We start from the raw sequence: 19,453 nt of genomic DNA on the forward strand, positions 1-19,453 counted from the left end.
AATCAACTCAATTTATGAGCAATATTCTCGAAGTACAAAACGTAGTAAAGCAATATGGCGATTATACCGCTCTAAACAATGTTTCTCTACAAGTTCCTAAAGGAAGTATCTACGGACTTTTAGGTCCAAATGGCGCCGGAAAAACATCACTTATTCGTATCATTAACCAAATTACCATGCCAGATAGCGGTGTGGTGCTTTTAGATGGCGAAAAGTTAAAGCCAGAACACGTACAATATATTGGTTATATGCCCGAAGAACGAGGTTTGTACAAAACCATGAAAGTAGGCGAGCAGTGTTTGTATTTGGCTCAACTGAAAGGTATGCCAGAAGCTGAGGCTAAAAAACAACTGAAATATTGGTTTGAAAAATTAGAAATTCAAGGTTGGTGGGACAAAAAAATTCAGGAACTATCAAAAGGAATGGCGCAAAAAATTCAGTTTGTGGTTACCGTTTTGCATAATCCTAAATTGTTGATTTTAGACGAACCATTTTCTGGTTTCGACCCAGTTAATGCAAATTTAATCAAGGACGAAATCATCGAATTAAATAAAAAAGGAACTTCAGTAATTTTTTCTACACACCGAATGGAATCGGTAGAAGAAATGTGCGATTACATTGCGTTAATTCACAAATCGAATAAATTAATCGAGGGGAAATTAGAAGATGTAAAACGTCAACATCGTACCAATACTTTTCAAATAGGAATTCTTACTAATAACATTGAAGGTTTAATGTTGCAACTAACACATAAATTCACTTTAAATCAAACCAATTTCAAATCACTAAACGATGATTTAAAATTAGAAGTGCATTTAGGGCAGTACAATTCAAACGAATTACTTTCAATCCTAACTCAATTTGGTCAAGTGACACATTTTGTGGAAAAAATTCCAAGTGTAAACGATATATTCATTCAAACCGTTAGTCAATAATTATGAGCGTATTATCTTTAATTATCAAAAGAGAGTTTATTGCAAAAGTGCGCAATAAATCATTTATCGTAATGACTTTTTTAGGTCCGTTATTGATTGTGGGAATGACCTTTTTTATTGCATATTTATCTAGTGTAAATAAAGGCGATGTAAAAACTATTGGAGTTCATGATAGAGCCAGTGTGTTTGTTAACGATTTTAAAAATTCAGAAGATATTAAATATGTGAACCTTTCAAGTTTGTCTTATGACAAGGCAAAAGATTCCTCAAGTAATGCATTCGAAGGATTAATTTATGTTCCAGAAGTGCAAAATATTGAAGAATTAGCGACTAAAACCACTTACATTTCGGATGATAGTCCGAAAATGGATTTTTTAATGGCGCTACAAAGAACTATCGATGCCAAGTTAAATAAAGAAAATCTGAAGAAATTAGGTTTTGATGCTGATACAATTGAAAAAGCTAAAATAAAATCAGAAGTTCAATTTGCGAAATTTTCAGGTGAAGATGGGTTAAAATTCTTAAACGAAATTAAAATTGCTATTGGTTTCGCTTTCGGATATTTAATCATGATGTTCATCATTATTTACGGAAATATGGTAATGCGAAGTGTGATTGAAGAAAAAACCAATCGTATTATTGAAATTATCATTTCTTCGGTAAAACCCTTCAAATTAATGATGGGTAAAATCATCGGAACTTCATTAGCTGGAATTTTACAATTTTTGATTTGGATTGTACTTGGTAGCGCTATCATGATTGGAGCTTCTTTCTTTATGGGAGGCAATCAAGAAGCGGTGGCTACCTCTCAAATTACAGCTGAACAAGCTGAAGTAGCAACGAATTTCATGGATCAAATTCATTTATATATGAACGAAATCCCAGTGGCTTCAATTTTAATTTCATTTGTAGTTTTCTTCATTGGAGGTTACTTTTTGTACAGTTCGTTTTATGCCGCTATTGGTGCTGCAGTAGATTCAGAAACCGATTCACAACAGTTTTTAATGCCTATCATTATGCCTTTAATGTTAGCAGTATATGTTGGGTTTTTAACGGTTATGAATGATCCTCACGGAACGGTGGCTGTTATCTTCTCTTTAATTCCATTAACCTCGCCAATTGTGATGCTAATGCGTATTCCTTTTGGAGTGCCATTATGGCAATTAGCACTTTCTGTAGTTTTATTGTACGGAACGTTTATCTTTGTAGTCTGGTTTGCGGCAAAAATCTACCGAGTAGGTATTTTAATGTACGGAAAAAAACCAACTTGGAAAGAATTATATAAATGGTTGAAATATTAAAGCCAACACATAATAATGAGTAAAATCCTTATCATAGAAGACGAAGCAGCAATTCGAAGAGTATTGACTAAAATACTTTCCGAAGAAAATGATTCGTACAAAGTTGAAGAAGCGGAAGATGGTTTACAAGGAGTTGAAAAAGTCAAAAATGAAGATTATGACTTAATTCTTTGCGATATCAAAATGCCAAAAATGGACGGTGTTGAGGTGTTAGAAGCCGTAAAAAAAATAAAACCTGAAATTCCAATGGTCATGATTTCTGGTCATGGCGATTTGGAAACAGCAATAAATACCATGCGATTAGGTGCATTTGATTACATTTCAAAACCGCCCGATTTGAATCGTTTATTGAATACGGTTCGAAATGCATTAGACAAAAAACAATTAGTAGTAGAGAACAAAATCTTGAAAAAGAAAGTTTCTAAAAACTACGAAATGATAGGAAACAGCGAAGCCATCAATCATATCAAAACTATGATTGAAAAAGTCGCTCCAACAGATGCCCGAGTTTTAATAACAGGTCCAAATGGAACTGGAAAAGAATTAGTAGCGCATCAATTACATGAAAGAAGCGAGCGTTCATCAGCTCCTATAATCGAAGTAAACTGTGCTGCTATTCCATCTGAATTGATTGAAAGTGAATTGTTTGGCCACGTAAAAGGCGCTTTTACTTCGGCTGTAAAAGATAGAGCAGGTAAGTTTGAAGCGGCTGATGGCGGAACCATTTTCTTAGATGAGATTGGCGATATGAGTTTATCAGCTCAAGCTAAAGTTTTACGTGCGTTACAAGAAAATTTAATTCAAAGAGTAGGTGCTGACAAAGACATTAAAGTCAATGTGCGTGTGGTTGCTGCAACTAATAAAGATTTAAAAAAGGAAATCGAAGAAGGAAGATTCAGAGAAGATTTATATCATCGTTTAGCAGTAATTTTAATCAAAGTTCCGGCTTTAAATGATAGAAGAGATGATATTCCAGAGTTAATAGAGCATTTCGCTGCTAAAATTGCTTCTGAGCAAGGAAATGCTATGAAAAAATTCTCAAAAGAAGCTATCAAATTATTACAAGAATACGATTGGACTGGAAATATCCGTGAGTTACGAAATGTAGTAGAACGTTTAATTATTTTAGGAGGAAGCGAAATTTCGGAACAAGACGTGCAATTATTTGCGAGTAAATAATACCAAGTGAAAAGTGATTAGTAATTAGTGAATAGTTTGCTAATTACTTTCACTCTTCACTAATTACTAAATAAAAATGCAATTAAAAAAAATAAACCCCAACCTTCAGAAGGCGTTAATTGAAAATGACTTTATTGAAGCGAATGAGTTACAACAAGAAACATTTTCAACCATTAAAAGTGGTGTTGATGCTGTTATTCAATCACCAAATGGTTCTGGAAAAACCACGACTATTTTATTGAATGTAATTCAAAGAATGGAAAAACCAGTGGGCGAAAGTACACGTGCTTTGGTTTTGGTTCAGGACAAAGAAAAAGTTTTGGATGCAGTTGAGCAATTCAAAAAGCTAAACCATTACACCAATTTACGTGTTTTTGGAGTACACGAAAAAGGCGATATGGATTACGATAAAAATCAAATTTCATTAGGAATGGATGTTTTAATTGGAACGCCAGTTCGAATTAATGAAATGTTTTCTTCTGCAGGATTTAATATGAACACCATTAAAATGTTTGTGGTTGATGATGTAGAAGAAATGTTGCGTAAACGCGAGGATTCTATTATTCAACGACTTTCTATGAGTGCTGAAAAAACACAACGTTTATTTTTCTGTACTCAAATTACCGAAAGAGTAGAAGTTTTAGCGGATAGAATAATGATAGAACCACTTTTCTTCGAATCAGAAGATTAGAAAAAGCAAAAGATATGGGAATAATGAAAGTATTTTCGGGAAGTGAAATTCTTGCTGAAGCATTGAAACAAAAAATAGAAGCTGTTGGAGTTGAAGTAGTAAAAAAAGATAACTTACAATCAGCTCGTATGGCTGGATTTGGTTCTTCTGATTTGGCTGTTGAATTATTTGTCGACGAACGCTATTATGGTAAAATTAGTCCGGTTTTAGAAGAATTTAGGATGAGTTTGTAAACTTCTTCAATATATTTAAAAAACAAAGCTCCTGAATTTTCAGGAGCTTTTTAGTATTATTTTACTTGTTCTAAACCTCTTTTTCTTAATAGCGGTTCCACACTTGGTTCGGCACCTCTAAAGCTTTTGTATAATTCCATTGGATCTTCAGTTCCTCCTTTTTCCAAAACGTTTTTTCTAAACGATTTCGCATAATCTGAATTGAATAATCCATTAATTTTAAATGCTTCAAAAGCATCGGTATCCAATACTCCAGACCAAATATAACTGTAATATCCAGCTGAATAGCCACCAGCAAAAATGTGGTTGAAATACGTACTTCTGTATCTTGGAATAATTGTACTTGGTAAATTAATTTTGTTCATTGCTTTTTTCTCAAACGTTTCAGCATCTGTAGTAATGTTTCCTTTTTGAGTGTGATATTGCATATCTAAAAGTGAAGCCGCTAAATATTCTGTAGTAACAAACCCTTGATCAAATGTTCCAGACTTTTGCATTTTTTCAATCAACGCATTTGGAATCACTTCGCCTGTTTTATAATGTTTGGCATACATTTTCATTACTTCTGGTTCGGCAGCCCAGTTTTCCATAATTTGCGATGGTAATTCTACAAAATCTCTTGGAACACTTGTTCCTGCTAAACTTTCATAAGTAACATTTGATAATAATCCGTGTAAAGCGTGTCCAAATTCATGGAAAAATGTACTCACTTCATCGAAAGTTAATAAAGCTGGAGCATTTTCTGTTGGTTTTGTGAAATTACATACAATAGAAACTACAGGAGCTACACGTTTTTCGTTTTCCATTTTTTGAGTTCGGTATGAAGTCATCCAAGCGCCACCTCTTTTTGAAGTTCTTGGGTGAAAATCCATGTATAAAATTCCAACGTGGTTTCCGTTAGCTTCTGTTACTTCCCAAACGGTAACGTCTTCGTGGTATTTTGGAACATTATTTAACTGTTTGAATTGTAATCCGTATAAATTTTTACAAACGGTAAAAACGCCTTCTCTTGTTTTTTCTAAACTGAAATAAGGTTTCATTTCTTGTTCGTCTAAATCAAAACGTTCTTTTCTGATTTTTTCGGTATAATATCTCCAGTCATAAGGTTGAACTGGTTCATTAATACCTTCTTTTTGCATCATTTTTTGAATATCAGCTGCTTCTTTATTTGCCATATTTAAAGCTGGAACCCATAAATCATTCAATAATTTATTAGCCGTTTCTGGATTTTTAGCCATCGATTTTTCCAAAACATAGTCAGCATGAGTAGCATATCCTAAAAGACGTGCTTTTTCGCCTCTTAAATTTGCAATTTTGATTGCTAATGATTTGTTGTCTTTGTCGTTTCCATTGTTAGCTCTCATTTGGTAAGCATTCCAAATTTCCTGACGTAATTTTCTATTTGAACTGTATTGTAAAAATGGCATCACACTTGAGTTTGATAATGTAAATACCCATTTTCCAGTTTTACCTTTTGCTTTTGCATCAGTAGCTGCGGTTTCAATAAGTTCGTTTGGTAATCCCGCTAAATCGTTTTTATCAGAAATTACTAATTCGTATGAATTCGTTTCGGATAAGATATTTTGTCCGTATTTTAAAGTAGCAACCGCCATTTCAGAGTTGATTTCTCTCAATCGTTTTTTGTTTTCTTCTGAAAGGTTGGCACCACTTCGTACGAAGTTTTTATACAAATTTTCTAATATTTTAGCTTGTTCTTTGTTCAATTTGAAATTCTTTTGGTTGTCCCAAACGACTTTTACTCTTTTAAATAAAGCATCATTCAAATATATATTATCATTGTGTGCTGATAATTTTGGAGCTAATTCTTTTGCAATCGCCTGAATTTCTTCATTCGTATTTGCACTATTTAAATTATAGAAGACGGTACTAACTCTAGCCAACAACTTTCCAGAATTTTCCATTGCCAAAGCCGTGTTGTCAAACGTAGGTTTTTCTTTGTTCGAAATAATCGAATTGATTTCAGCTTCTTGTTTTTTAATTCCATCTAGAATGGCAGGTTTAAAATGTTCATTTTTAATTAAATCAAATGGAGGAACTTGATAAGGTGTAGTATACGTTTCAAAAAACGGATTCATAATAGTTTTGTTTTTATCTTGTGAATGCATGGAAACAGCACCTGTTAATGCTGAAAATAAAAGTAAAGTTTTGATTTTCATTTTAGTGAATTTTAAAACGTAAAAATAGTGGATTTCTATTGGTATGACTAAAACTTAACTATATTTTATGAAATTTGACATAAAAAAACTCCTGAATTTTCAGGAGTTTTATGTTTTATTGTTTGATAATTTTTTTATTTATTATTCTGGTGTCTGTTTCAATAAATATAATGTAAATTCCAGAACTAATAAACGATAAATCTAGTTGACCTTTATTATTTTTCATTTCTTTTGAAAGAACCATTTGACCTAATTGGTTATAAATACTAATATTCTTGATTTGATTATCATCTTCAATATTTAAAATATCGATAACAGGATTAGGACTTAATTTAAAATTATCAATTATAAAAGTTTCAGAATTTAGAGTAGATTGGATATTTACTCTAGCACTAAAAGTATTCCCAATTGCAGTATTGTTTATTGGTGTAATTGTATAATCTACATAACCATTTGCGTTTACATCTATTAAAGAAAGTTGTTGTGCAATAGTATTTCCAGATCCATTTGAAGCTCCGCTAATATTGTTTGATGTAAACGTCCAAGTAAAATTTGAATTTGATACATTACTACTTGATAATACAATATTAGAAAAATCATTATTATTAATAGTTTGATTAGTTGTATTTGCAATTCCAATAGGAACTATGTCAATATTTACTGTAGCAGTAGAAAAGCTATAGCAGCCTGTATTGTCACCTGTTAATTCATATTTAAATGAACTATTTGAGGCTCCAATTTCTGGAGTATATGTTCCTCCTATAGCATCAAAACTTCCTCCTGTTCCATCTGTTCTTGTCCATGTTCCACCAGCTTCTTCTCCAGAAATTATTGAAAATAAATCAATAGGTGTAGTTGAAGTTTCACTTGCCGAAATATCACCATCTAGTCCTGTATTAGGATTAGGATTTACAAATATTTCTACTACAATAATATTTCCCTGACATCCAGCTCTAAAAGGGGTTATTTCGTAAATAACAGAACCACTTACGATACTATTAACTAATGATAAAACGTTAAGAATGGTTTGTCCTGAGCCGGATGAAGCACCCGTAATATTAGTTGAATAAGAAGTCCATGTGTAATATGTTCCAGGTACTAATAAAAGAGAAAAAAGATCAATTTCTGCATATTCATTATTGCAAATTGTGGAATTTCCAGGAGTTGCATATGCTACGGGTATAGGATTAACAGTAATATTAACCATTATAGGACTGCCATTTTCACCATTTGCTCTTGGTGTTATCATAAACGTTATATTGCCTTCTAATCGATTGTTTTCAAGATCTATTATTTGATTAATGTTTGCTTCATCTCCAAAAGTGATAAAGGAACTGTTTATATTATTGGTGGTGGCAGACCAAGTATAAGTCGTATTAGGCGTATCACTATTTAAAACAATATCAGTTACCGACCCATCGCAAATAGAAGGAGTAAAAGATACTGTTACTGTAGGCGGAATAAAAGAATTATTATTTGAAAAAATAAAATTGCTTAATAAAATTACAGAAAGTAGAATAATGTTTTTTTTCATTTGTTTGTCATTGTTTGTCAAAAATATATAAAAAATTTGATTACTAAATTTAGTTCTAAAGTTTTAATATAAAATTATCCAATTAATCTATCTTTGCACCTTCAAAAATTTCAGTAAAAAGACTTTTATCTTTTTACTTATAACTTTTTACTTTAAAAAATGATTACAGTAAACGACATAGCCGTAGAATTTGGCGGAACCACTCTTTTTAGCGAAGTAACTTTTGCCATTAATGAAAATGATAAAATTGCCTTAATGGGTAAAAATGGTGCAGGAAAATCTACGCTTTTAAAAATTGTTGCCGGAGAAAACAAACCTACTCGTGGTGTAATTTCGGCGCCAAGTGATGCTGTAATTGCTTATTTGCCTCAGCATTTGTTAACTTCAGATGATTGTACCGTAATGGAAGAAACATCAAAAGCGTTTGCTGATGTGTTGAATATGAAGAAAGAAATCGACGAAATCAATGAGCAATTAACGATTCGTACTGATTATGAAAGTGACGAATACATGAAATTGATAGAGCGTGTTTCAGAATTATCTGAGAAATTCTATTCGATTGAAGAAGTAAATTACGAAGCCGAAGTTGAAAAAGTATTAAAAGGTTTAGGTTTTGAACGTGAAGATTTTAATAGAAATACTTCCGAATTTTCAGGTGGTTGGAGAATGCGAATTGAATTAGCTAAAATCCTATTGAAAAAACCTGATTTAATTTTGTTAGATGAGCCAACGAATCACATGGATATCGAAAGTATTCAATGGTTAGAGGATTTCTTGATTAATCAGGCGAAAGCGGTTATGGTAATTTCCCACGATAAAACCTTTGTTGACAATATTACCAATCGTACTATTGAAGTTACAATGGGACGCATTTACGATTACAAAGCCGTATATTCGGAATATTTAGAATTGCGAAAAGACAGAAGAATTCACCAACAAAAAGCTTACGACGAGCAACAAAAATTCATAGCAGAAAACCAAGCTTTTATTGATCGTTTTAGAGGAACTTTCTCAAAAACAGAATCGGTGCAATCGCGTGTAAAAATGTTGGAAAAAATTGTTCCAATTGAAGTAGACGAAATTGACACTTCGGCATTGAAACTGAAATTTCCACCTTCACCACGTTCAGGGCAATATCCAGTGGTTGTAGAAGGTTTATCAAAATCGTATGGCGATCATGTGGTATTTAAAGATGCCAATATGGTAATCGAGCGTGGTCAAAAAGTAGCTTTAGTTGGTAAAAACGGAGAAGGAAAATCAACCATGATTAAAGCGATTATGGGAGAAATTGATTTTGAAGGAAAGTTAGAAGTAGGGCACAATGCTCAAATTGGCTATTTCGCACAAAATCAAGCGTCTTTATTAGATGGAGAAATGACCATTTTTGAAACGATTGACCAAATTGCTGTTGGCGATGTGCGTACAAAAATTAAAGATTTATTAGGCGCTTTCATGTTCAAAGGTGACGATATTCAAAAGAAAGTAAAAGTACTTTCTGGAGGAGAAAAAACGCGTTTGGCTATGATTAAATTATTATTAGAACCAGTGAATGTTTTGATTCTGGATGAGCCAACGAATCACTTAGATATGAAAACCAAAGACATCATCAAAGATGCTTTACGTGATTTTGATGGCACCTTAATCTTAGTATCGCACGACCGTGATTTCTTAGATGGTTTAGCAGAAAAAGTATTTGAATTTGGTCACAAACGGGTAAAAGAGCATTTCGAAGACATTAAAGGGTTCTTAGCACATAAGAAAATGGATTCTTTGAAAGAAATTGAGAAATAAGATTTCTAAATTAAAACAAAAAAAGCTCCTTAATTGGAGCTTTTTTTGTTTTAAAACGGATTTGTTTTAGTTTATCTTTTTATTAATATTATGTCATATTTCTTGGTCAATTCAATTAAAATTTTAAATTTGTATAGTTGCCAAGTATTTATTTCATTTTTAGCCTAAAATTTAACAAATCCCCCTTGATTAAAAATGTTTAAAAAAGCTGTTGTATTTTTTTTGATACTATTTTCCTTCCAGCTGTCTTTTGGACAAGGAATAGGGAATAAAGATAATTATGCAAGAGGCTTATACGATAAGGCATTAAAAGGGTTAAACGATTTAAAATGTAGCGAATCTTTATTGTACTCCCAACAACTTTTGGAGTACGCTTTGAAGAGAAATAAATATGATATGGTTGCGGCTTCCTACAATATCATTGGACTGAATTTTGAGGAATTTGGCGATTTAAAAAAATCTATTCAATATTACAATTCTGGAGTTTCTTATGCTCAATTAGCCAAAAATGATACGATAGAAAATTATTTGTATAATAATATTGGTAATTTGTATTATTTTAGACTGAAAGATTCTAAAAAAGGACTTTACTATTATCAAAAATCATATGAGTTATCTAAAAAGATAGATAAACCAAGAGATATCGCTTTTGCAGAAATTAATTTAGCGGATGTATATTTAGAGTTAAATGAACTTAGCAAAGGGAAATATTATCTGCAATTAGTAGAAAAAAAAATGGCGCCAGATGATTACGAAATGGGAATGTCGTATTATTCGTTAATGGGCTATTATTATGAAATGCAAGGCGATTTTGTTAATGCAGAAAAGAATTATTTAAAATGTATATCCGATTTTAAACATCAGGAGTTTGAATATCATAAATCACATCAAATGGATATTTATGCCATGGTTTATGGATTTTATAAAAAGAATAAGAAAATAGAACAAGCGCTTTATTATTTAGAAAAACATGATGAATTACAAGACGAACTTTTTAGTAAGGAAAGAAATATAGAAATCAAAATGGCGGGTGGCGATATTGAAGCACTTGAATATAAATATAAAGTACAACAGATTGAAACTGAGAAAAGGATTCAGGAGCAAAAAATGAAAGCTTCAAATCGTTTTAATAAAGTGGTTTTGTTTTTCTTAGGTTTTGTAATCGTGTTTTTGATTTTTATTTTCAAAGGATTTGTAAATTATAGAAGTTTAAGTAAAAAATTAGCAGATTATAATTTTCAATTGCAAGTAGCTCGCGAAAAATCAGAAGAGGCAACCCGATTAAAGACACAGTTTTTGTCTAATGTGAGTCATGAATTGCGAACACCTTTGTATGGCGTAATAGGAATGGCCGAAATTTTAGAAAGCGAACACAAAGAAATTAAAAAGAGTCCGTATTTTAATGCGTTAAAATTTTCTTCTCACTATCTTTTAACTTTAATTAATGACGTATTAAACGTGTATAAAATTGAAGATAATGATATTGAATTCAATTACGAAAACATCAATGTTAGAGAAGAGATTGGCCATATAAAAGAGTCGATGAATGTGATTGCGAAGTCGAATAAAAACGAAATTATTATTTCCATTGCAGAAGAAGTTCCACAATACATCAAAACCGATTTAACCCGATTTTCTCAAATTTTAATCAATTTGGTTAGTAATTCATTAAAGTTCACTAAAAAAGGAAAAGTTACGCTTAGTTTGTCTTTAGAAAATAAAGACAATAATTCATTTTTGAAATTAGAAGTTTTGGATACTGGAATTGGAATTCCAGAAGAATATCTAGATAAAATTTTTGAAAAATTTGTTCAGGTTGATGTTAATCTTCAAGAACAATACAAAGGAACCGGACTTGGATTATCTATCGTAAAACGTTTGGTTGAACTATTCAAAGGTAGCATTTCAGTTGAAAGTAAAATTAATGAAGGAAGTAAGTTTACAGTTATGTTTCCACATATTCCAGCTGATGAAATTGTGGATTCTGACCAACTAAAAACTCATTCACATGCTAAGTTAAAACAGTTGAATATTTTGGTGGTAGAAGACAATAAAATCAACCAAATGGTGACTAAAAAACTATTAGAGAAAAATGGTCATAATTTCCAAATGGCAGAAAATGGCTTGGAAGCTCTTTTGTTAGTAGAAGAGAACAATTTTGATGTCATTTTAATGGATATTAATATGCCAGTCATGAACGGAATTGAGGCTTCTATTAAGATGAGAAACCTTGGAATTAAAACACCAATAATTGCTCTAACCGCTTCTGATAAAGAAAATATTCTAAAAGAAATTTTAGAAAAGAAAAATGGTCTTACCGATGTCTTGGTAAAACCATTTGAATATGCCGATTTAGAAAATGTGATTTCGAGGTATATTTAATTTATTTCTTTCTCCACTTTTCAAAACCTAAAACACTAGACTTGATTTCTTTTTGCCATTGCTTTCCATAAGTTTTGTTTAGATAATTGAAGACCAATTCATTTTTAGTTTCATATTCCTTAAAATTAGTAGGAGCAATGCAACCAAAATCGTGAAATTGAATATTATATTTTTTTGCAAAAGCTAAATCTTCTTTGGTGATTACAGAAGCAATTCCGCCTAAAACATAAATGGTTTTAGTCTTTGAATTAATTTCTATTTTAATAGTATCATTTTGTTTTTTCTCTTGCGCTTGAATTGCAAAGGAGAAAAATAATGCTATGATTGTTAACTTAAAGTTCATGTTTAAATTCTTTGTAGATTTTTCGTAGTTTTCTTTTAGATATATTTTTTGTTGTTATTTTAATAACTCCAAATTTTCCTTTTTCGCCATATAATTCCATAGCTTTTTTATCTTTCCAAACCTTTACAGATTCAATATCATCCGGATTCAAGTGTTCCATAACTTCATATTTTAAAATGGAATCATTTACTACAATTAAAGGTTTTTCAGCTTTGGATGCAGTTACAGATTTTCTTGGTTTTGTTATAATGGTTTCTTGACTGTAACATAAATTTGAAGTCACAAAAAATAGAAATAAATATGTTGTTAATTGTCTTTTCATAATTAGATTTTTTACTTCTTAATCGAAATAATCACAACACCTTTTTCTCCTTTTTTACCATAAATTTTTACAGCATCTGCAGGTTGGATGACTTCAATTTTTTCAATTTTTTGTTTGCTCAATGGCGCATACGGACTCGTAGGATTTTCTCCAAATAGCGATTCTTCTGAATATTCCACTCCGTTAATGAAATAAATAGGTTCTTTTAGTTCAACAATAGACTCAATCTCATCTGGATTAAGGTTGGAAAGGGATTCTTTTGTTAATTCGCCATCTACCAAAACTAAATCATCATTTGCTGTTTTTTTATCTTTTTCTTGAGTTGTTTCTACTGAATTCATTGAAATATCATAACGTTTTCCCTTTGCTAAAACGCCCGAATTATTTATAGATGCTGAATTAGACATACTATTATTGTAACTCGGAACTAAACTCGTTTTTGCCATTTTTTGAACTTCTTCCATAGCAACAGAAGTTGGTATCGTGACTTCTTTTTTCGATTTGTAATTAATAGTATCGTTGATTACAATGTTATTCTGAATTACGATTTGTTGTTGCAAAATTTGCTCCGCTTCTTTTTTAATTTCAGGAGTGGTGTTTACAAAACCATTCGCCGATTCTGGTGTTGGAATCATGTTTTTCGATGAATCAATCGTAGTAATTGTGTTTTCTGGAACGATTATATTTTCTTTTTCTTGCAGTAAGAAAAAAGTTAATGTTCCTACTAAAACAATTGATGCTGCAACTGCTAATTTTTTCCACAAATGTTTCTCTTTTTGAAGCGTTTGTGTTTCCAGTTTATCTTCTACACGAGCCCAAATCTTCTCCATACCTGGAAAGTCTTTTTGCTCTGCTTTTTCGGCAGCTTGTTGTATTTTTTTATATAATTTTTCTTCTGTTCCCATGACTATTTTGCTTTTTGATAATAAAAAGTTCTTACCAATTCTTTTAATTTACTTTTTGCCGCATTCAATTGCGATTTTGATGTTCCTTCACTAATACCTAATTGCTCTGCGATTTCTTTGTGTGAATAACCTTCAATCACAAACAAATTAAAAATCGTTTGGCATCCATCGGGAATATAATTTAGTAAATTGAGCAAATCTTCTTCTTCTAAATCGGTGACTTCATCTGCCAAGGGTTGCGAATTATAACTCACATCTTCCAAATACAAATTAAAGTTGATGTTCTTTTTAATTTGTAAAAGACAATTATTCACTGTTATTTTTCGTGCCCAAGCTTCAAAAGCCAAGTCTTCTTTTAATTGTTCTATTTTTGTGAATATCGTAAAAAAAGCATCGGCCAATACTTCTTCTATTTCTTCCTCCTTTTTTAAATACCGTTTACATAAACGATAGAGTTTTGGAGCCATAGTTTCATACACCATGCGTTGCGCTTCGCGGTGTTGTTTTCGGCAGCCTTGTATGTGTTTTACATCCATTGGTAAACTTGCTTTTTTATATAGAGTAGAAAAGTTGGGAAAAGGTTGGGATGACTTTAAATTATTTTCAAAAAAAATCGCAAGCGATGAAACTTGCGATTATAAAAGTATGAAATAATATAGTGTTACACGGCGAAAAACGCTTCTAATTCTTTCAATGTTTCTTCCGAAGTATTGATGTCTTTAACTACTTCGCCTTTATTTAAAGCTACAATTCGGTTACAAACTTCTACAGTGTGTATTAAATCGTGACTTGAAATTAAAACGGTAACATCTGGATTTTCGGCTAATTCTTTTACAATTTTCTTTAGTCGGTTTACCGTTGTTGGATCTAAATTTGCAAATGGTTCATCTAAAATTACTACTTCTGGATTTCCAATTAAAGTAGCAATAATGCCCACTTTCTTCATGTTTCCTTTAGATAAATCGCGAAGATATTTTTTAGTGTTTAGAATTTCGTTATTAAAAAATTCTTCATGTTTTTTTAGTAAAGCATCAACATCTGCTTTGTTTTGGCCACGTAATTCACCAATAAAATAAAAATATTCTTCGGCAGTTAAATAACCAATCAAGAAACTTTCATCTAAAAAAGCGCCTGTAAAGTTTTTCCAATTTTCACTTGTGTTTACTTCTATATTGTGATTGATAATTCCTCCAGTAGTTGGTTCGATTAAGTCTAATAATAAACTAAAAAAAGTTGTTTTACCGGCACCATTATTTCCTACTAAACCAAAACTTTGTCCTTTAGGAATTTCTAATTCTTGAATATTTAAAACTGTGGTAGCGTTATATTTTTTGGTAAGATTGTTTACTTGTATCATGATAATTTATTGGATTTAAATTAATTTTTTTGTTTGTAAGCCACAATGGCATTGTATTTTTCTTTCTGAAATATTTTCTCAATAAGCAAGAAGATTCTCGATTTGAAAAGCAATCCTAATATTCCGAAGCAAGCAATTAAAGCAATTCCTAGGTGAAAATTATCAACTAAAATTCCGATTCCAAATAGTAAAATTGGAATTATCATTTGTGGTAATGAAAATAATAAGGTTTTTACATTGAATGCTTTTTTATCTCCAAAAGCTCCTTTTGCTGATTCTAAATCTATTGCAGTTCTAGTGTAAGCGCCTGTGAACAATACTAAAAACGAATTAAATCCAATATTGTAAATTCCAACAGCCAATATCGTAATGTAAATATCCCAACCAAAATAAATGTAAAATGAAGCCAAAAGCATGCTGATTGCTGTTCCAATAACCATTAGCCACCATTTAGAATTCAAATATTCTTTGTACGAAATGCTTTGTGTCATCATTAATTGATAATAAGAACTATCCCAACTTGGTACAAACTGTCCGAAGTTAATTAGAAAACCACCCGTTACAAAAACCGCTGCAAAGGCTTGCATCACCGAATTTTTATAAATATCTTGAGTGAAGAATATCAAACCATAAAACAAGAAAAAGAAACTCATGTATAAAGTTGTCTTTGCTCGTTTATTTCGCATTAATAGTTTGATGTCGTTTTTTAAGAAAGTTCCTAAAGTTCCAAATTGATTCAACCAAGTTAAGTCGTTTGATGTAGCTAAGTTCTTTTTAATATGTAATCTTTCATCTAACGTTAAATCTTTTTTGAAGAAATTAAACGTTAAATAATAAATGACTATTAAGGCAAAAATTGGAAGTAAAACCATCCAAGCATGCTCATACAAGCCTTGAAAGAAAGGTTGTGTGTAAATAGTAATATCAAATAATTTATAATATTGAGAAGCAATTAATCCGATAACAATTGTAGCTACAATTCCGAAGATAACATCCTTATTATTGATTAAAATGTTTAAGAAATTGATGAATAATATTACAGTCAAAATTCCTAAATGCCACGTAATTACGCCCAATATGCTATAGCCGTTTATTAGTAAAATAATGCTAAATGGAATAAAAAAGAAAGCATGTGTAGTATTAAAATAGTTTAAAACAGTTTTGCCTAAAGAAAAATGTACAATTGTATTTTTCTTTATTGGTAAAACTAGTAACGGTCTAATCGTTAATGTTGGAATTTTTTGGAAAAAATAGCGCATCATCATATCTGCAAAAAGATAATAAATCATAAACTTATTTACCGTTTGTAAAGGTTCTAAACCAGCTTTTTTTATTCCGTAAAAGGCTCCAATTCCCATAAAAACAAACATCGCAGCAAAATATAAGAATATTAGTGCCATGAAAATTTTAAAAGCCAAATTGGTTTTAAACGATGCCGACCGAACAAAAGATTTCCATTCGAGAGTAAGAAAATGTTTAATCATAATTTTTTTGGTTTCTTATTTGTAGTATTTTCTTCTCAAACGTTACGAATTTATTTCTGAAAGTTCAATTTATAAATCGTAGCTTCTAAAACTTCATTATCATTGTCTTCGCAAAGTAAGAACTCCAATTCGGTTTCTGTTTCATTATAAAGTGTGATACCTTCAAATTTTTGATGTTCCGATAATAATTGAACATCTATAATTTCAAATGTTGGTGCGTGCATGATGCCTAAAATGGTTCCTAAAACTTCACCATCTTCATAAGTAGATGTTGTGTTTTCGGCGCAAGCCAAGAAATAAATTTTATCGCCAACCAATATTGCATCGGTAAAAGTGGTTTCTATATTATCTAGTGTTGGAAGCGAAATCGGTACAAATCGAATACCGTCTTCTTGATGATTTGGAATAATAAAAATTCCATTTTGACTATTTTTTGAATTTCCTCTTTGAAACAACAACATCGTTTGATGCGCATAAATAGAGCCTTCAATGTTTAATTGGTCATCAGTAAACGAGCCAACATCTTTTAATTTCTGGTATAGAGCTGATAAATCTTGTGATTGCAAAGCATCCGAACCTAAATCTAAAGTAAACATCGAATTTCTTTTTTCGGTAGAACCAGAACCCAACATAATTAGCTGATTTCCATATTGTGTGATGCTTTCTAAATCGGGTTTTTCAGCTTTTTCTATGTTTTCTTTGGCGTCCTTTACTAATGGAAATTTTAGTAAAAGTTTTTTTGCGATGTCATATTGGTATAAAAAATTACTCGAATCTGAAATAACAAATAAAACATTTTGTGAGTACAACAAGCCAGATGGCGCTGCAATACCTTTTATAGTAAATAGATTACTAAGTTCAAATTTTTCCATATTTTTACCGATAACTTTATGAAGTTTTTAAGTCAGAAATTGCCCATAAAAGTACTATTTTTACACTTATTAAAAAGCGATTGAAAATGAAAAACATAAATATTGAAGATTTTAAAGTAAAAACAACTATTAAATTAGCCGATTTTGCTACGAAATTAAACATAGATACCGATAAAGATCAAGAAGAATTAGCCTTAGATAAAATTCAGAAAAAGCTTTCTAAAAAACAAGATGCTATGTATGCGCACAACCGTCATGCTTTCTTGATTTGCCTACAAGGCGTGGACACCAGTGGAAAAGATAGCTTAATTCGTGAGGTTTTTAAAGAATTTAATCCACGTGGAGTCGTAGTGCATAGTTTTAAAACACCAAATTCAACCGAATTAGAACACGATTATTTATGGCGTCATTATTTAGCTTTGCCCGAAAAAGGAAAATTCGCCGTTTTCAATCGTACCCATTATGAAAATGTATTGGTAACGCGAGTGCATCCCGAATATATTTTGTTTGAAAACTTGCCAGGAATTGAAAAAGTGGGGGATATTACACCTCAATTTTGGGAAAACCGCATGGAACAAATGGTAAATTTTGAAAAGCATATTTCGCAAAACGGAACCAAAATTTTGAAGTTCTATTTTCACATGAGTAAAGAGGAGCAACGTGAACGATTACTAAAACGATTAGAAAATCCAGAAGATAATTGGAAATTCAGCACCGGCGATTTAAAAGAGCGCGCACTTTGGGATGAATATATGAAATATTACGAAGAAGCAATCAACAAAACATCAACTGATTTTGCACCTTGGTACATAGTTCCTGCTGATGACAAAGGTGTTGCAAGATACATTGTGGCAAAAATTATTTGGGAAGAATTGGAAAAGCTCACCGATATTGCCGAACCCGAATTGGATCCAAAAGTCAAAGCAAACATTGAAGAATATAGAACACAATTGAAGAAATAGTTTCAAAAAAAAAACTACTAATGAAAGTATATACCAAAACAGGCGACACTGGAACCACAGCATTATTTGGAGGAACACGTGTACCAAAACACCATATCCGTATCGAAAGTTATGGAACTGTTGATGAATTAAATTCACACATTGGATTAATTCGCGACCAAGACATGAGCGATTTATACAAAAAAGTATTAATCGAAGTACAAGATAGATTATTCACAGTCGGAGCTATTTTAGCAACTCCACCAGAAAAAGAAACTTTGAAAAACGGTCAACCACGTTTGCAAAATCTTGGAATTGTGGAATCGGATATTGAATTTTTGGAAAACGAAATTGACACAATGGAAGAATCTTTGCCACCTATGACGCATTTTGTTTTGCCAGGCGGACATACAACTGTGTCATATTGTCATATTGCACGCTGTGTATGCCGTAGAGCCGAGCGTTTAGCAGTACATTTAAATGACATAGAACCGACAGATGAACGTGTAATTAAGTACCTAAACCGACTTTCTGACTATCTTTTTGTGTTGGCACGAAAGTTGTCTCATGATTTGAACGCTGATGAAGTACAATGGATTCCTAGAAAATAGTGTTCAGTAATCAGTTTTAAGTGTTCATTATGCCTGAAAACAGTGATGGAAAGCCATGTTTTGAGTACTAAAAAAAAAACGTTCTTAAATTTTAATAAAAAAAGTAAAAAAAAACTTGCCTTATTGGGTAATAAATTTATTTTTGCATAAACTTAAATCGATAAAAGATGTATTGGACATTAGAATTAGCGTCATACTTAAGTGATGCGCCTTGGCCAGCAACCAAAGATGAACTTATCGACTATGCTATCAGAACTGGAGCTCCATTAGAAGTAGTGGAAAACTTGCAATCTATAGAAGACGAAGGAGAAATCTATGAATCAATGGAAGAGATTTGGCCTGATTATCCTACTGACGAAGATTATCTTTGGAATGAGGATGAATATTAAAAATAA

The 19,453-nt window shown here is 31.6% G+C and carries 19 protein-coding genes; 10 read left to right on the forward strand and 9 right to left on the reverse strand.

Annotated elements, in window-relative coordinates; all coding sequences use genetic code 11:
- The first annotated feature begins 14 nt into the window (after nucleotides 1–14).
- From B2741_RS02315 to B2741_RS02335, 5 genes are all read left to right on the forward strand, one after another.
- Nucleotides 15–935, forward strand: a complete 921-nt coding sequence (locus B2741_RS02315) for an ABC transporter ATP-binding protein (protein ID WP_291135060.1) — start codon at nucleotides 15–17, stop codon at nucleotides 933–935.
- Nucleotides 936–937: 2 nt separating this feature from the next.
- Nucleotides 938–2,236: an ABC transporter permease gene (locus B2741_RS02320; protein WP_291135062.1), complete on the forward strand. Its 1,299-nt coding sequence runs from the start codon at nucleotides 938–940 to the stop codon at nucleotides 2,234–2,236.
- 15 nt (nucleotides 2,237–2,251) lie between these two features.
- On the forward strand, nucleotides 2,252–3,415 hold the full coding sequence (locus B2741_RS02325; protein ID WP_291135064.1) for a sigma-54-dependent transcriptional regulator: 1,164 nt from the start codon (nucleotides 2,252–2,254) through the stop codon (nucleotides 3,413–3,415).
- A gap of 76 nt (nucleotides 3,416–3,491) precedes the next feature.
- Entirely contained in the window at nucleotides 3,492–4,106 is a 615-nt protein-coding gene (locus B2741_RS02330; RefSeq protein ID WP_291135066.1) for a DEAD/DEAH box helicase, read from the forward strand.
- A gap of 14 nt (nucleotides 4,107–4,120) precedes the next feature.
- Nucleotides 4,121–4,339: a putative signal transducing protein gene (locus tag B2741_RS02335; RefSeq protein WP_133607893.1), complete on the forward strand. Its 219-nt coding sequence runs from the start codon at nucleotides 4,121–4,123 to the stop codon at nucleotides 4,337–4,339.
- A 56-nt stretch (nucleotides 4,340–4,395) separates the two neighbouring features.
- Here B2741_RS02335 and B2741_RS02340 read toward each other — a convergent pair whose 3' ends face one another.
- Together B2741_RS02340 and B2741_RS02345 are read right to left on the reverse strand one after the other, a co-directional pair.
- Nucleotides 4,396–6,516, reverse strand: a complete 2,121-nt coding sequence (locus B2741_RS02340; protein WP_291135069.1) for a M3 family metallopeptidase — start codon at nucleotides 6,514–6,516, stop codon at nucleotides 4,396–4,398.
- A gap of 115 nt (nucleotides 6,517–6,631) precedes the next feature.
- Entirely contained in the window at nucleotides 6,632–8,050 is a 1,419-nt protein-coding gene (locus B2741_RS02345; protein ID WP_291135071.1) for a PKD-like domain-containing protein, read from the reverse strand.
- 159 nt (nucleotides 8,051–8,209) lie between these two features.
- Here B2741_RS02345 and B2741_RS02350 point away from each other — a divergent pair, with 159 nt between their 5' ends.
- Together B2741_RS02350 and B2741_RS02355 are read left to right on the forward strand one after the other, a co-directional pair.
- Complete coding sequence (locus B2741_RS02350) at nucleotides 8,210–9,841, forward strand: ABC-F family ATP-binding cassette domain-containing protein (RefSeq protein WP_291135073.1); 1,632 nt, start codon at nucleotides 8,210–8,212, stop codon at nucleotides 9,839–9,841.
- A gap of 195 nt (nucleotides 9,842–10,036) precedes the next feature.
- Complete coding sequence (locus tag B2741_RS02355; protein ID WP_291135075.1) at nucleotides 10,037–12,223, forward strand: tetratricopeptide repeat-containing hybrid sensor histidine kinase/response regulator; 2,187 nt, start codon at nucleotides 10,037–10,039, stop codon at nucleotides 12,221–12,223.
- 1 nt (nucleotide 12,224) lies between these two features.
- On the opposite strand, the gene B2741_RS02360 is transcribed toward B2741_RS02355, so the two are convergent.
- The 7 genes from B2741_RS02360 to B2741_RS02390 form a co-directional block, all read right to left on the reverse strand.
- Nucleotides 12,225–12,566, reverse strand: coding sequence for a hypothetical protein (locus tag B2741_RS02360; RefSeq protein WP_291135077.1), 342 nt, complete (start codon nucleotides 12,564–12,566; stop codon nucleotides 12,225–12,227).
- Nucleotides 12,556–12,888, reverse strand: a complete 333-nt coding sequence (locus B2741_RS02365; RefSeq protein ID WP_291135079.1) for a hypothetical protein — start codon at nucleotides 12,886–12,888, stop codon at nucleotides 12,556–12,558. The genes B2741_RS02360 and B2741_RS02365 overlap by 11 nt, the downstream gene beginning before the upstream one ends.
- Nucleotides 12,889–12,899: 11 nt before the next feature.
- The gene (locus B2741_RS02370; protein ID WP_291135081.1) at nucleotides 12,900–13,793 is read right to left on the reverse strand and encodes a hypothetical protein; all 894 of its coding nucleotides are present in this window, start codon (nucleotides 13,791–13,793) and stop codon (nucleotides 12,900–12,902) included.
- Nucleotides 13,794–13,795: 2 nt separating this feature from the next.
- Nucleotides 13,796–14,329 carry an RNA polymerase sigma factor gene (locus tag B2741_RS02375; protein ID WP_264549325.1) on the reverse strand — a complete coding sequence of 178 codons (534 nt, stop codon included), beginning with the start codon at nucleotides 14,327–14,329 and terminating at the stop codon, nucleotides 13,796–13,798.
- 125 nt (nucleotides 14,330–14,454) lie between these two features.
- Complete coding sequence (locus B2741_RS02380; protein ID WP_291135084.1) at nucleotides 14,455–15,150, reverse strand: ABC transporter ATP-binding protein; 696 nt, start codon at nucleotides 15,148–15,150, stop codon at nucleotides 14,455–14,457.
- Nucleotides 15,151–15,170: 20 nt separating this feature from the next.
- Nucleotides 15,171–16,634: a DUF5687 family protein gene (locus tag B2741_RS02385; RefSeq protein ID WP_291135086.1), complete on the reverse strand. Its 1,464-nt coding sequence runs from the start codon at nucleotides 16,632–16,634 to the stop codon at nucleotides 15,171–15,173.
- Between the two features lie 50 nt (nucleotides 16,635–16,684).
- Nucleotides 16,685–17,506, reverse strand: a complete 822-nt coding sequence (locus tag B2741_RS02390) for a DUF6929 family protein (RefSeq protein ID WP_291135088.1) — start codon at nucleotides 17,504–17,506, stop codon at nucleotides 16,685–16,687.
- Between the two features lie 86 nt (nucleotides 17,507–17,592).
- Between B2741_RS02390 and B2741_RS02395 the strand changes: the two genes are divergently transcribed.
- The 3 genes from B2741_RS02395 (at nucleotide 17,593) to B2741_RS02405 (ending at nucleotide 19,447) form a co-directional block, all read left to right on the forward strand.
- On the forward strand, nucleotides 17,593–18,468 hold the full coding sequence (locus B2741_RS02395; RefSeq protein ID WP_291135090.1) for a PPK2 family polyphosphate kinase: 876 nt from the start codon (nucleotides 17,593–17,595) through the stop codon (nucleotides 18,466–18,468).
- Between the two features lie 20 nt (nucleotides 18,469–18,488).
- Nucleotides 18,489–19,058 (forward strand): cob(I)yrinic acid a,c-diamide adenosyltransferase, encoded by a 570-nt coding sequence (locus B2741_RS02400; protein WP_291135092.1) that lies wholly within the window; start codon nucleotides 18,489–18,491, stop codon nucleotides 19,056–19,058.
- A gap of 167 nt (nucleotides 19,059–19,225) precedes the next feature.
- Entirely contained in the window at nucleotides 19,226–19,447 is a 222-nt protein-coding gene (locus B2741_RS02405; protein ID WP_002986941.1) for a DUF2795 domain-containing protein, read from the forward strand.
- Nucleotides 19,448–19,453: the final 6 nt, after the last annotated feature.

This window comes from Flavobacterium sp. UBA7663 (assembly GCF_002483315.1).
In the GTDB taxonomy this organism is placed as follows: Bacteria; Bacteroidota; Bacteroidia; order Flavobacteriales; family Flavobacteriaceae; genus Flavobacterium.